Annotated in this window: 13 protein-coding genes; 10 read left to right on the forward strand and 3 right to left on the reverse strand. The window is 56.5% G+C overall.

Annotated features, from left to right (window positions below; translation table 11 throughout):
- Window positions 1–170: 170 nt before the first annotated feature.
- The 3 genes from FHG12_RS10370 to FHG12_RS10380 all read left to right on the forward strand — a co-directional run bounded on the left by FHG12_RS10370 (window position 171) and on the right by FHG12_RS10380 (window position 4,633).
- Entirely contained in the window at window positions 171–1,622 is a 1,452-nt protein-coding gene (locus FHG12_RS10370; RefSeq protein ID WP_139515664.1) for an aldehyde dehydrogenase family protein, read from the forward strand.
- A gap of 332 nt (window positions 1,623–1,954) precedes the next feature.
- Complete coding sequence (locus FHG12_RS10375) at window positions 1,955–4,000, forward strand: GMC family oxidoreductase N-terminal domain-containing protein (RefSeq protein ID WP_165699367.1); 2,046 nt, start codon at window positions 1,955–1,957, stop codon at window positions 3,998–4,000.
- A gap of 207 nt (window positions 4,001–4,207) precedes the next feature.
- Entirely contained in the window at window positions 4,208–4,633 is a 426-nt protein-coding gene (locus FHG12_RS10380; protein ID WP_139515666.1) for a hypothetical protein, read from the forward strand.
- A gap of 24 nt (window positions 4,634–4,657) precedes the next feature.
- Here the strand turns inward: FHG12_RS10380 and FHG12_RS10385 are convergent, their stop codons facing one another.
- A complete protein-coding gene (locus FHG12_RS10385; protein ID WP_139515667.1) occupies window positions 4,658–5,446 on the reverse strand; it encodes an SDR family oxidoreductase in 789 nt (262 codons plus the stop codon).
- 291 nt (window positions 5,447–5,737) lie between these two features.
- Between FHG12_RS10385 and FHG12_RS10390 the strand changes: the two genes are divergently transcribed.
- From FHG12_RS10390 to FHG12_RS10420, 7 genes are all read left to right on the forward strand, one after another.
- Window positions 5,738–6,430 carry an ABC transporter ATP-binding protein gene (locus tag FHG12_RS10390; RefSeq protein ID WP_139515668.1) on the forward strand — a complete coding sequence of 231 codons (693 nt, stop codon included), beginning with the start codon at window positions 5,738–5,740 and terminating at the stop codon, window positions 6,428–6,430.
- A gap of 121 nt (window positions 6,431–6,551) precedes the next feature.
- Window positions 6,552–7,061 (forward strand): hypothetical protein, encoded by a 510-nt coding sequence (locus tag FHG12_RS10395; RefSeq protein WP_139515669.1) that lies wholly within the window; start codon window positions 6,552–6,554, stop codon window positions 7,059–7,061.
- A gap of 42 nt (window positions 7,062–7,103) precedes the next feature.
- Entirely contained in the window at window positions 7,104–8,345 is a 1,242-nt protein-coding gene (locus FHG12_RS10400) for an ABC transporter permease (RefSeq protein ID WP_139515670.1), read from the forward strand.
- Window positions 8,346–8,410: 65 nt separating this feature from the next.
- On the forward strand, window positions 8,411–9,652 hold the full coding sequence (locus FHG12_RS10405; RefSeq protein WP_139515671.1) for an ABC transporter permease: 1,242 nt from the start codon (window positions 8,411–8,413) through the stop codon (window positions 9,650–9,652).
- A 50-nt stretch (window positions 9,653–9,702) separates the two neighbouring features.
- Window positions 9,703–10,932, forward strand: a complete 1,230-nt coding sequence (locus FHG12_RS10410) for an efflux RND transporter periplasmic adaptor subunit (protein WP_222940514.1) — start codon at window positions 9,703–9,705, stop codon at window positions 10,930–10,932.
- Window positions 10,933–11,127: 195 nt separating this feature from the next.
- Window positions 11,128–11,658, forward strand: a complete 531-nt coding sequence (locus FHG12_RS10415; RefSeq protein ID WP_139515672.1) for an acyl-CoA thioesterase — start codon at window positions 11,128–11,130, stop codon at window positions 11,656–11,658.
- 103 nt (window positions 11,659–11,761) lie between these two features.
- Window positions 11,762–12,340 carry a type 1 glutamine amidotransferase domain-containing protein gene (locus FHG12_RS10420; RefSeq protein WP_139515673.1) on the forward strand — a complete coding sequence of 193 codons (579 nt, stop codon included), beginning with the start codon at window positions 11,762–11,764 and terminating at the stop codon, window positions 12,338–12,340.
- Window positions 12,341–12,408: 68 nt separating this feature from the next.
- Here FHG12_RS10420 and FHG12_RS10425 read toward each other — a convergent pair whose 3' ends face one another.
- On the reverse strand, window positions 12,409–12,933 hold the full coding sequence (locus FHG12_RS10425; RefSeq protein WP_139515674.1) for a DUF6992 family protein: 525 nt from the start codon (window positions 12,931–12,933) through the stop codon (window positions 12,409–12,411).
- A gap of 84 nt (window positions 12,934–13,017) precedes the next feature.
- Window positions 13,018–13,704 (reverse strand): porin family protein, encoded by a 687-nt coding sequence (locus FHG12_RS10430; protein ID WP_139515675.1) that lies wholly within the window; start codon window positions 13,702–13,704, stop codon window positions 13,018–13,020.
- Window positions 13,705–13,709 lie beyond the last annotated feature (5 nt).

Genomic DNA, 13,709 nt, shown 5'->3' on the forward strand with positions numbered 1-13,709 from the left:
ATAAAAAAAACATTTTGTTGGTAAGTATTTGATTAACAATAATTTATGAGAAGAGCGCGCGGGAGAAGTGTACGCTTCTTTTGGCTCACAGGCAAAGCTGGGCGCCACATTGGGTTTTCGCTGTGGGGTTTCCGAACTTGATTGCCATTCCCACTTGTTGCTGCTCCGCTATGGAAAACCCCGCCGTTGAAATTTCCGCGTTGCCTACTGTAAATGAGGCCGCCATCCAACAACTTTTTCGAGCGCAAAAGGGCAGGAGCGAAGCGTTGCGACGCGAAGTAATTCGCGAGCGGTCGGCACGACTACGCAAACTAGGTAACTGGATTGAGCAGAACCGCCCTGCTATTCAGGCGGCCCTCCAAGCCGATTTTCGCAAGCCCGCCGAGGAAACTGACCTCACCGAAATCTGGCCTAGCCAAATTGAGATCAAGCACGCAATCAAGCACTTACGAAAGTGGACTAAGCCGCGGAAAGTTGGTACACCGATGGCCTTGTTGGGCACCAAATCGTGGGTGCAGTGCGAGCCCAAAGGAGTTTGCCTCATCATCGCCCCCTGGAACTATCCCTTCTACCTCGCCCTCGATCCGTTGGTGTCGGCGTTGGCGGCCGGCAATTGCTGCATAGTGAAGCCTTCCGAGATCACGCCTCACGTGGCGGCCCTGCTCCGGCGCATGGCCGAAGAGCTGTTTGATCCGGCCGAAGTGGTTGTGGTAGAAGGCGATAAGGAAGTGGCTACCGTGCTGCTGCGGCTGCCTTTCGATCATATTTTCTTTACCGGCAGCCCCGCCATTGGCAAAGTGGTGATGCGTGCCGCCGCCGAACACCTGACCAGCGTCACGCTGGAGCTGGGCGGCAAGTCGCCGGTGATCGTGGACGAAACCGCCGACCTGCGCGATGCCGCCGAGAAAATCGTGTGGGGCAAGTGCATCAACGCCGGCCAGACCTGCGTGGCCCCCGACTACCTGCTTGTGCACGAAAACGTGAAAAGCGACCTGGTGCAGCACATTCGGGAGGCCATACACCGTTTCTACGACCCCGCTGGCGAAGGAGTGGCCGCCTCGGCGTCGTATGCACGCATCGTCAACAAGCATCATTTCGAGCGCTTGGCAAGCCTGCTGGAAGAAGCTCAGTACCAAGGTGCTACCGTAGAGATGGGCGGCATTGTCGAGGCTAGCCAATGCTTCATCGAGCCAACCTTACTGATTGGTGCGGCCCCTAACAGCCGCCTGATGCAAGAGGAAATATTTGGGCCGCTGCTGCCCGTCCAAACCTTCAGCACCCTCATGCAGGCCACCTCCTTCGTAAACGAGCGACCCCGGCCGTTGGCGTTATACGTGTTCTCGGGTAGCCGCGAAAACCAGAAATATCTTTTGCAAAACATACCGGCCGGCGGCTCCTGCGTCAACGAAACCATCCTTCATTTGGCGCACCCCGAGCTGCCCTTCGGCGGCATCGGCAACAGTGGCATCGGTCGGGCGCACGGTTATTCTGGCTTTCTGGCCTTCTCCAATGAAAAATCTGTGTTGAAGCAACGCACTGGGCAAACGGGAATAAAAACCATGTATCCGCCTTATAATGACAAGGTTAAGCGGATGATCGGCTGGTTGCTGGCTTGGTTTTGATAGAGCGCCAAGGCTAGCGTTAAAAGCGAGCTCCCCTCCTTTTTTCAAGGAGGGGTGGCCGGAGGCCGGGGTGGTCAGCTAGAATTAGAAGACTAAATGCCAGTCTTTGTTCAACGGGTTTTACCACCCCCAACCCACGCCGCTTGATGCGCAGAATTTAAAAAAGGAGGGAAGCTTAGTTCTAGTTTTAATTTTTAAATGCCCTTCTTTCCCTCCCAAAAAGTTGAGGAAAGCGAAGCAGTGTAAAGCGCTGCATGACGACTATCTGGAAGAAAATGCCGATATTTTGAAGCGGCTTTACGATGGGTAAAGCGCCTGTTTCTGACCTTTCCATGCTCCTTCCTGCTGCCCACCGCGAAATTCTCCAGGCTCTTGCCGATACTTTTATTCCGGGCTTCGCTGGCAAGCCCGATCACCCCGAATATTGGGCGCGGCACGGCTCCGAAGGCGTGGATATAGACAAGGTGGCTGAGGTATTGTCGGCGCAACCCGTTGGCGCGCAGCAGGAGTTTCAGCAATTGCTGGGGCTGCTGGGTAGCCCGATGCTGGGCCTGACGTGGTTTGGTAGTCTGAAGCCCTTTGTGCGGCTCGATGCAGCGCAGCGACAGCAAATGCTGCAAAGCTGGGCCCAGAGCAACGTGCCGCAGCTCCGGAAGGGCTTTCATGCGTTGCGTAAACTCCTGACTTTCTTGTACTACGGTAGCTCCTCGGAGCAGGCCGGCAATCCCGTGTGGGAAGCCATCGGCTATCCGGGGCCGTTGCCGCAAGAGGAAATCGTAGACACTGAAAAGCCCATTCGCACCCTGCACCCGACCTCTGACGTCACCTACGAATGCGATGTGCTCGTGATCGGGAGCGGCGCGGGCGGCGGCGTGGTAGCTGGTGAGCTGGCTGCGGCTGGCTACGATGTACTGGTGCTGGAAAAAGGCCCGTACTGCCACGGCTGCGACTTTACCCAGCGGGAAGTTGACATGATGGGCAAGCTCTACGATGCTAAGGGCGCGCTCACCACCCAAGATGGGAGCATCGCGCTGCTGGCCGGCAGCTGCCTCGGCGGGGGCACTACCGTCAACTGGGCCGGCGCTTTCCGCACCCCCGATTACATATTGCAGGAATGGGCCCGCGAGCACCAAGTGCCGCATTTTACATCCTTGGAGTTTAAGCGCAGTCTCGATGCCGTGTCGCGCGCTTTAAGCGTAAACATTGACTACGCGCGCCACAACGGTCAGAACCAAGCCTTGTGGGACGGCTCCAAAAAGCTAGGCCAAGAGGTAAAGCTCATCCCCCGCAACGAAAAAGGCCTCACCGACTCCGATACGCATTTTCAGGGCCTTGGCTACAGCACCCTCGGCGACCGCTTTGGCGTGAAGCAGGGCACCCTGAACACGTACCTGCTGCAAGCCTTCGAGCACGACGCCCGCATTCTCTCTGATACTTACGTGGAACGCGTAACCGTACAGGACGGCCGCGCTACCGGGGCCGAAGCCGTTCATACCACCCCCAACGGCCAGAAGGTGAGGGTGACCGTGCGGGCCCGACGTGTGGTGGCTGCCGGGGGCTCCATCCAGACGCCGGCTTTGCTTTTGCGCAGCGGTCTGAAACATCCGCACTTGGGCCGCCACCTGCACTTACACCCTACGGTGGCCGTATCGGCCTTGTACCCACACCGTATCGATGCCTGGCACGGACCCAGCATGTCGGTCGTGAACGATTGCTTTTCGATGCTCGACGGCACCAACTTCGGCGCCAAGCTCGAAACGCCTCCTGCCCACGCCGGCCTGATGGCCATGGTACTGCCGTGGCTTTCGGGCGAGCAGCATAAGCAATTGATGCTCAATGCGTCGCACTTAGGGAGCTTTATTGTGCTCACCCGCGACCGCGATGGCGGCCGCGTGACCATCGATAAAAACGGCGCGCCGCTGGTTGATTACTCCCTCAGCGATTTCGACCGCAACCACCTGTTGCAAGGCGTGCGGGCGGCTGCCGAAATTCACGTAGCCGCCGGTGCTACCACCGTGTATCTGCCGCACGGCACCTTGCCTACCCTGTACGCCCAAGACGGCGTGCTGCAAAACCCAGAAGTGCTTGACCGACTGCCGCATCTGAGTTGGAAACCCAACCAGTTTGGCCTGTATAGTGCCCACCAGATGAGCACCTGCCGCATGGGCGGCGACGCGGCCACGCACCCGGTCGCACCCAATGGCGAAACTTACGAGGTCAAGAACCTGTTCGTGGCCGACGCTTCTGTTTTTCCGGCGTGCAGCGGCGTCAATCCCATGCTCACCATCATGGCGTTGGCGCATTACACAGCGCAAGGCATGAAGGTCGCCGGGGTTTCGTCAGCCGCGGCCGGCAGTTATTCGAGCAAGCTAGTGTAAGTATTTGTAAATACTTGATAATCAAATATATATGCATCAAATGCGGCTGGGCGTACATTGCTTAGCTGCTTTGAACTGTTAGGTGACGTAGTCAGCTTATATAAAAGCTTGTGGGCTAGGGAGTTGCTTCAAGATCCAGCAATAAATAACCACGCACAGGCATTTTCGCGTATGTAGGGCGCACTCCACCTCCTGCTAACGCTTCCTATGCGCCCTACTCGTCCTCTTCTCGCTCTTTTCCTGCTTGTTCTGTTGACTTTCGGCTGTGCCCGCCACAAGAAAGGCAAAAACGCAACGGCTACTGCCGAGCCTGTTCGGACTGAGGCGGCGGCGCCCGCCGTGGCCCCAACGGCCGCCCGCGACCTCACCGACGTCATGACCGACGAGCTACAGCTCCGCCCCGATCAGCAGGTGAAAGTGCGGGCCATCCTGAGCAGTACCGTAACGCAGGTAAACGACGCGCAGAAGCAATTTGCCGGCAACCGCATCGGCCTCATGACCGAGCTCAAGCGCATCAATGCTTCTTCTGAAGGCCAGCTACGCCAGGTTCTGACGCCTACGCAATACAAAAACTACCAAGTAAAGAAGCGCGCTATGCAAGCCGAAATGCAAGCCCGCAAATCCAATCAATAAGCTGGTAGACAATCCATTATCGTATTAGCGCACTTTGGCGCGGCCGACAAATTTGGCAAAAAGCCCTGGGGCAAAACGCTTCAGCAGGACGCCCCACGTTTCGCGCCCGCCGATATAGACTTCGTTGCGACCCTGCGCAATGGCGCGCACGGCGCGCCTGGCAAATACGGCGGGCGGCAGGCCTTTGGCCGTGGCCTCGTCCATGGTGCGCAGGGGCGTGCCATCGCCGGTAAGCGCATTCACCGAAATCCCGGTCCGGACAAAGCCTGGACACAAGATGCTGACGCCCACGCCCGTAGCTTCCAGCTCGGTGCGGAGCGAATCGAAGAATCCGTGCAGCGCGTGCTTCGAGGCGGCGTAGGCACTGCGATAGGGCGTGCCGAATTTGCCCACCAAGCTGCTCACGACTACCACTCGGCCGCGGCCCTGGCTGATCATCGTCGGCACTACGGCTTTGGTTAGGGCTACCGTACCAAAATAATTGATTTCCATCAGCCGCCGGTCTACGTCGAGCGCGGTTTCGAGGGCCAGTGAGCGTTGGCTGATGCCGCCGTTGTTCACCAGAATATCGATGCGGCCGTAGCGCGCCAGCACTTCCGCAACCTTGCCCGGAAAGCTGGGCGCATCTCCCAAATCTAATGGTAATACCAGCGTCTCGGCCGGGGCGCAGGCAGCGCCGACGCGCGCCAATTCGGCCGTGTTACGGCCCGAAAGCACAAGGCGTGCGCCGTTGCGGGCAAATTCGCGGGCCAGCGCTTCGCCAATGCCCGACGAGGCTCCCGTTATCCAGACGACTTGCTTCGAAAAATTCATGCTTTGGGACAAAGGGTGAGAGCACTAGCGCAGAAGTTTAAGGTGCGTAAAGTGCTAGCTTCTAGTGCTTAAGAGTTAAATTAGATACTTGCAATAGTCTTTATCAGTTTTGAGGCAACCCTTGCTTCTCGGATGACATCTATTCCGATACTTCCCGGCGCTGGCGCCTAGCTTGGGCGAATGGTAACAAAAAAATATCCCGTTTTCTTTTGGAATAAGATAAAAGAAAGCGTAGTTTGTATTGCCTACTACTAGGTGACACCCTAAAGCGCAGCCGAGGGCTTAGCGGTTATGATAAAGCTGAGAAATATTCAGAAGAGTTACGAGGTGGGCACCAACCGCCTGCGGGTACTGAAAGGCATTGACTTGCACGTACGCGAAGGCGAATTGGTGAGCATTATGGGCTCGTCGGGGTCGGGCAAAAGCACGCTGCTCAACATCTTGGGCATTCTCGACGACTTCGACCACGGCGAGTATTACCTGGCCGGCACGCGCATCGACCGCAGCCTCTCGCAGACGCGGGCGGCACAGTACCGCAATCAGTTTTTGGGTTTTGTGTTCCAGTCGTTCAACCTGCTGAACTTCAAGAACGCCATGGAAAACGTGGCCCTGCCGCTCTATTACCAGAAAATGAGTCGCAAGGAGCGCAACCGCATGGCCCTCGAATACCTCGACCGCGTGGGCCTGCGCGAGCGCGCCGATCACTTGCCTTCGGAGCTTTCGGGTGGGCAAAAGCAGCGCGTGGCCATTGCCCGCGCCCTGATCAGCCGGCCCAAGCTCATTCTGGCCGACGAACCTACAGGCGCCCTCGATACCCAAACGACCCAGGAGGTGATGGACATCTTCAAGCAGGTGAACCGCGAGGGCATGACCGTTGTGATCGTGACCCACGAAAACGACATCGCTGCCCAAACCGACCGCTGCATCCGCATCCGCGACGGCTTGATTGTAAACGAAGAGCACGAATACGCTATTTATAAATAGTTAATAATCAGATACTTGAGTTATTGATTTGGTGTGATGCTACGTCGTGAAAACAAGGCCGTTTGAGCTGGTTCGTGGTAGCATTTGAGCTTTCGTTTTCCACCTCTTTTTGCTGGTTACAATGAAAAAGCTAGTTTTTATTCTTGCCCTAGTTGGCAGTGTGAGCACGGGCCGCGTGGTCTTGGCCCAAACCACCGGCACCGAGATGCAAGCGCTGCAAAAGCGCATGAATCAATTGATGCGCAACCCCGCCAAGCCCAAGCAGGACGTGCGTATTTCCTTGACTAACTGCCACTTAGAACAAATCATTAGCGACCGCGACGCCGACGTGAAATCTTCCACTCCCATCTCGGTGAGCTATAACAAGGGCAACGCCGGCTGGGCCGCCAAAGTGGCCGACGGCATGTTTGAGCTGAAGATGGGTTTTGACTGGGATGAGGTTACGGGCATCACCTACCAGCCCACCACCGACGACGGGCAGAAGCACTACGAACTCAAGATCAAGCGCCACAAGAAAGACAGCGACACCTCGCTGGAAATGCCACTTTACACTACCGACGAAAATGCCGTGCGCGAAGTGGTGCGCCGCCTAAATGCCGTGCGTCAAAATTGTACGGGTGCAAAAGGCTGATATACTGTATGTTATCGAATACTCTGGTAAAGTCCCTATTTCATGTTTGACCTCGATAAATGGCAGGAAATTCTGGGCACCATGCGGCGCAACAAGCTCCGCACCTTCCTGACCGCGTTTGGGGTGTTCTGGGGTATTTTCATGCTGGTGCTGCTGTTGGGCGCGGGCAAGGGGATGGAAAACGGCATCTTCAACGAGTTTGGGGCGGGCGCGCAGAACAGCTTGTTTATCAGCGGGGGCCGCACGGCTATGCCCTGGGCCGGCCTGAAACCCGGCCGCGACATTAAGCTTTCCAACACCGACATGGAGGCCATTCGCCAGCAGATTGAGGGTGTGGAATTGCTGGCTCCGCGCAACCGCCTAACGGGCGAGTACACCATTATGCGAGGCACCAAAAACGGCTCGTATCAGGTGTTCGGGGCCAACGGCGAGTTCTTCAAAATCAACGGGGAAACTTTGCTCAAAGGCCGTTTTCTGAGCCCTCTGGACATAGGCGAGCAGCGCAAAGTGATGATCATGGGCGAGAAAGTACGCAAAGTGCTTTTCGGTGATGAAGAAGCCCTGGGCCAATATGTGCAGGTCAAAGGCGTGTTTTTCAAGGTGGTAGGCATTTTTACCACCACCCAAAATCAGGGCCGCAACGAGGAGCGGGCATACGTGCCGTTCAGCACTTTCCAAACCACGTTCAACCAATACAACCAGGTGCAGCTGCTGGGGCTGACCACGACCAACGGCACGCCGGTAAAAGAGATCGAGGGCCAAGTACGAATCCTGCTGGCCCGTCGGCACCAGTTCGATCCGGCCGATAAGCAGGCTCTCGAACTTAACAACAACGAGGAAGAAGTAGCTCGCTTTCAGGGGCTGTTTCGGGGCATCAAGCTGTTTGTATCCATCATTGGCGGGCTCACGCTGGTAGCGGGCGTGGTGGGCGTCAGCAACATCATGCTCATTATCGTGCAAGAGCGTACCCGCGAAATCGGGGTGCGCAAAGCGCTGGGTGCCACGCCCTGGAGCATCATCAGCATGATCGTGCAGGAGTCGATCGTGATCACCGGCTTGTCGGGTTACTTGGGGCTGCTGGCCGGCGTGGGACTGCTTGATAGCATTCGTTACGCCATCCAATCGACCGGGGCCAAGCTGCCTTACTTCGACCGGCCCGGCGTGGACGTGACCGTGGCCGTGAGCGCCGTGCTGCTACTGGTAATCGCCGGTGCCATCGCCGGCCTGATACCCGCTACGAAAGCTGCGAACATCAAACCTATTGAAGCTTTACGAGCTGACTAAGATGTCTGATAATGGGCTAGAACTAGTTTCTAACCCAAACCCCCAAGACCCTAAGACCCAACAACATGTTTGACCTCGATAAATGGAGTGAAATCTGGGGGACGGTGCGGCGGCACAAGCTGCGCACGGGGCTCACGGCATTTGGCGTGTTCTGGGGTATTTTCATGCTGGCTGTGTTGTTGGGCGCGGGCAAAGGCTTCCGCAACGGCGTCGAAAAAGAGTTTAACGTCGCCAAAAACGCCATTTTCGTCTGGACGCAGCGCACCAGCGTTCCTTACATGGGCCTGAAAGCCGGGCGTTTTGTGCAGCTCACCAACGACGACGTAACCGCCCTCGAGCGGCAAGTACCGGAAGCAGCGCTGGTGCTGCCGCGCACCTCGCTGCACGGCACGTTTACGGTGCAGAATGGCCCGAAAAGCTCTTCGTTTTCGGTAAACGGCGAGTACCCTGGTTACCCCGCCGTGCGGGCCGTGGACATGCAGCAGGGCCGTTTCATCAACGAGCCCGACATCACGGGCCGCCGCAAGATTGCCATCATCGGCAACCGCGTGGTTGATATACTTTTTGGGACTACTAACCCAATGGGTAAGTATATCAATATCAAGGGGATATACTTTCAGGTGGTGGGCGTGTTCAAAGGCTCGGGCAAGGCGGAAGAAGCCCAGCAGGACGGCCAGACTATTTACATCCCGCTGACCACGTTGCAAGTGGCTTTTAACCAGACCAATAAGATTGACTACTTCTCTTTTATTCCTAAAACCGGCATTCCGGCCGCTGTTGTGGAAACGAAGGTGAAGGAAGTGCTGCGCCGCCAGCACAAAGTAGCACCCAACGACGACCGCGCTTTCGGCTCGGCCAACGTCGAGGAGGAATACGCCCGCGTGCAGGGCCTATTTATGGGCATCGCGGGCTTTAGCTGGCTGGTGAGCATCGGTACCATCTTGGCCGGCATCATCGGGGTGAGCAACATCATGCTGATCGTGGTGAAGGAGCGCACCAAGGAAATCGGGATTCGCAAGGCGCTGGGCGCTACGCCTTGGAGCATCATCAGCCTGATCGTGCAGGAAAGCATCGTGCTCACGGCCGTGGCCGGCCTGATCGGGCTGCTGTTTGGCACGGCCCTGATGGCGGGCATCGCGTCCATGATCGAGGGCAAGGACGTGGGCTTTTTCGCCAGTCCGCAAGTTGATTTGGGCGTGGCCGGCATGGCTGTGGCGCTCCTGGTAATTGCCGGCGCGCTAGCCGGACTAGTGCCCGCCACCATCGCGGCCCGCGTGCAGCCAGTAGTGGCGCTGAAAGATGAATAAACAACTGTAAATCAGCTAGTAAACGATAACCACCAGCCAGAAAATTTGCCATGAACAACGACATACTGCCCGACGAACAAGTGGCCGTCCCGCGTACCAGCTTGCAGGACAACCACCGGCACCCAGACGAGGAACAGTACATCGCACCGAAGAAACCCGCAATCACGATCAAGCGGATTTTTCTGGGCTTGCTGGTGCTCATGCTGCTGGCGGGCTTCGGCTGGCTGGCCCGCTATTTCTACAGGCAGGCCCACGCCGACCCGATCACTTACAAAACCGAGCAGCCCATCGTGACGGATATCGTCAAGAAAACGGTGGCCACGGGCAGCATTGTGCCCCGCCGCGAAGTGCTGATCAAGCCGCAGGTATCGGGTATTGTAGAGGAGCTGTACGTAGAAGCTGGTCAGCCAATTAAGGAAGGCGAGCTGATTGCCCGCATCCGGACGGTGGCGAATGCTGCCAGCGTCAACAGCGCCCAAACGGGCATTCAGGCAGCTCGCATTGCCCTGGAAACCAGTAAGGTAGCTCTGGATCGGCAGAAAGCGCTCTTCGACCAGAAAGTAATCGCGGAGCAGGAGTACCTCAACTACCTGTCTGATTATCGGGCCAAAAAGCAAGCCCTGGACGCTGCCGAAAGCAACCTGCAAATCGCGCAGAAAGGCGCCTCCCGCAACACCGGCGGCTCGCTCAACCTGATTCGCTCTACCATCACCGGTTTGCTGCTGGATGTGCCCGTGAAAGTAGGTTCGTCGGTAGTAGAGCGTAACAATTTCAACGAGGGCACCACCGTAGCCAGCATCGCCGACATGAAAAGCCTCGTTTTCGAAGGCAAAGTCGACGAAAGCGAAGTGGGCAAAGTGCGCGAAGGCATGGACCTGAACTTGAGCGTGGGCGCGCTGGAAAACCAAACCTTCCCAGCCCAACTCGAATACATCGCTCCGAAAGGCGTGGTGGAAGAAGGCGCCACGAAGTTTTTGGTGCGCGCTAAAGTTGACTTGAAGCCCGGTCAGTTTCTGCGGGCTAACTACTCGGCTAACGGCGACATTGTGCTGGGCCGCCGCGAGAAGGTGCTGGCCATCCGCGAAAGCCTGTTGCAGTTCGGCAAAGTCAACAAAGACAGCGTGTTTGTAGAAGTAGAAACCGGCCCGCAGCAGTTTCGCAAGCAATTGGTAAAGACGGGGTTATCCGACGGCATCAACGTTGAGATCCTCTCCGGCGTCAAGAAGGGCGACAAGATCAAAGTGCTTGGCCCGCCCGCCGATGCGGAGAAGAAAAGCTAGCGCAGGAAGTGGAATAGAAATGCCATAAGGCGGTCATCCAGAGCGCCGCGAAGGATCTCTACACGAGCAATAATTACGCACGGTAGAGATCCTTCGCGGCGCTCTGGATGACAGTCTGATCGGAGGCTTACTGCTGGAAAAATCAAACATCCCACGCGCTTTGCAGTTCTTGCGGGCACACTCACCTCCTGCACCATGTCCTCCTCCCACACTCCGTTGGTCCAGACGCCTGAAACCACCTACCGCGTGCATTTTCAGGACTGCGACATGATGGGCCACCTCAACAACGCCCGTTACCTCGATTATTTTTTGAACGCCCGCGAAGATCACACCACCGAACACTACGCCCTCAACCTCGGCCAAGTGGCCAGCACGCTCGGCGCCTCGTGGGTGATTACGAAGCATCATATTTCGTATCTGCGGCCGGCCTTGCACAGCGAAACCGTTCGTATCAAGTCGCAACTTATTCACTTCGACAACTCTAACCTCGTGGTAGAGATGCAAATGCTGAGCGAAGACGGCACCCGTCTGAAGGCCTTGTTGTGGTCGGAAATGACGTTTGTGAAGGTCAGTACGGGTACACGCACCGACCACTCCGACGACCTAATGGACATGCTCGACGAGGTGGACGTGGAAGATGTAAGCTACGACCCCGACGGCTTCGACGACCGCGTGCGTAGCCTGCGCAAGCAACTCAAACGCGAGCGTGCCGGCCACGACGATTGATAACCCCTCCGTCCAGCCTTACGTTAAAGAAAAGCCGGAGCCGCTACACGCGGTTTCGGCTTTTTTATTCCCAATATCCCATAACCACAACACCCACAACAAGATGAGCATTTTTGGTAGTGATAAATTGAAAGGCAAAAAGATCGCCATTGTAGCGACCGATGGTTTTGAGCAGGTAGAGCTTACCAAACCCAAAAAGTTTCTGGAAGACGAAGGCGCCGAGGTCGATGTGATCTCGTTGAAAAGCGGCTCGATCAAAGGCTGGGACCAAACCGACTGGGGCGACAAGGTCGATGTTGACAAAGTAATTACGGACGTGAAAGCCTCGGACTACGACGCGCTGGTGTTGCCCGGCGGCCAGATCAACCCCGACAAACTGCGCATCAACAAGGACGTAGTGAACTTTGCCACCGAATTTATGCGCTCGGGCAAGGTGGTGGCCGCCATTTGCCACGGCCCCTGGACGCTAATCGAAACGGGTTTGGTAGAAGGCAAGAAAATGACCAGCTGGCCCAGCCTCCAAACCGACCTACGCAACGCCGGCGCCCACTGGGAAGACAGCGAAGTAGTGGTAGATAAAGGCCTGATTACCAGCCGAAAGCCCGAAGATATCCCGGCATTCAACAAAAAGATTGTGGAGGAGATTCTGGAAGGCAGCCATGCGCCAAGGGTAAATGTTTAATATTCAATTTGTTGCACAAAAAAGGCCCGCAATTTATTGCGGGCCTTTTTTGTGCTCAAAGTTTCGTGTTACAGCAATGCTAACAGCGCACCTGCGTAGCGGTGGTACACAAAGTAAAAACCGGTATCGAAAAGCAGCAGAAAGCCGCCTTGCAGCCACAGCGAGCGCCCAAAGCCGAAAAGCCGCTCGGGGCGCAGGGGCGCCGACGCTGCCCGGGCCCGTAACCAACTTCCAACGGCCAGATAGGCTACGTCGAGGCCCGCATTTATCAGCAGGATTTTCTCAAAATTAAACTGCGCTTCCAGGCTGTCGGCGAGCGTGAGACCGGCTACTTGGTTGGGGTGCGCCCGCAACATGCCCACCACGGCCAGCACCGCATTGATGATGTTCCAGCCCACGTTCATCTGGTGAAAGTAATGCGCTTCCGTACGCGGATCGGTGCGGGCGACGTAATAGCCGCTCACCAGCAGGTTGAGCAACGCCCAAGCACCCAACACACTCATGCCACGCTCAGCCAACAGCTCGCGGGCATGGTTTAGGGCGGGCAACATGTTGAGCGCAGTCGAAGTGGCGGGCAGAAAGAGAAATGGCACAGGCAGAACGAAAAGCTGTAGACACAAAAAAGGAAGCCCGGCCTGGGCTTCCTTTTTGAGACAGGGACAAACGCAAAATGTTAACTATTGCGCAAACCCAATGCCGACGTACACTTGGAATACGCCATTCTTGATATTGGTAATCGATTGATTGACAGTTGATTTGGGGTCTTCGAGAATGTCGGCAAAGCCAGCCGTGTAGCGAGCACCAACGCGGCCCGGACCTACACGTGCTTCCAGGCCAGCCGCCAAGCCGTAGTCGAGGCTGCTGTAATTGTAGTTGTACTGGCTGTCGTTGATTTTGCGTTCCACCGAGCCTTCTTTCACTTTGGTGAGCAACGAAACCTGCGGGCCTACGTGCACGCTCACGTTGTCGAGAAAGTTATACACCAGCAGCACCGGCACTTGCAGATAGTCGAGGCGGGTGGTGTAGGGGCTGGTCATGGTGGTATTGCCGGGGTTAGAAGCCTTAAAACCCTGGCGGCTATACAGGAATTCGGGTTGGATGGAAAACTTGTCGTTTAAGCCAATCTGAGCATAAACGCCGGCGTGAAATGATTTGTAGTTGCTGTTGTCGCCGAAATTTTTCTTGTCGCCGCCGCGGAAATCAGCCGCGTTGAAGCCGCCTTTGATACCGAAGCCGGAGTTGCGAGAATCGCTGCCGCCCGATGGATAATCTGTGGATTTGCGCTCGCCGATGTGGCCATCCTGCGCCTGAACTGCCGTGAAGGAAGCCGCGCAAAAAGTGAGAAGGAGGATAATCTTTTTCATACTAC

Origin of the sequence: Hymenobacter jejuensis, from assembly GCF_006337165.1 — a bacterium.
In the GTDB taxonomy this organism is placed as follows: domain Bacteria; phylum Bacteroidota; class Bacteroidia; order Cytophagales; family Hymenobacteraceae; genus Hymenobacter; species Hymenobacter jejuensis.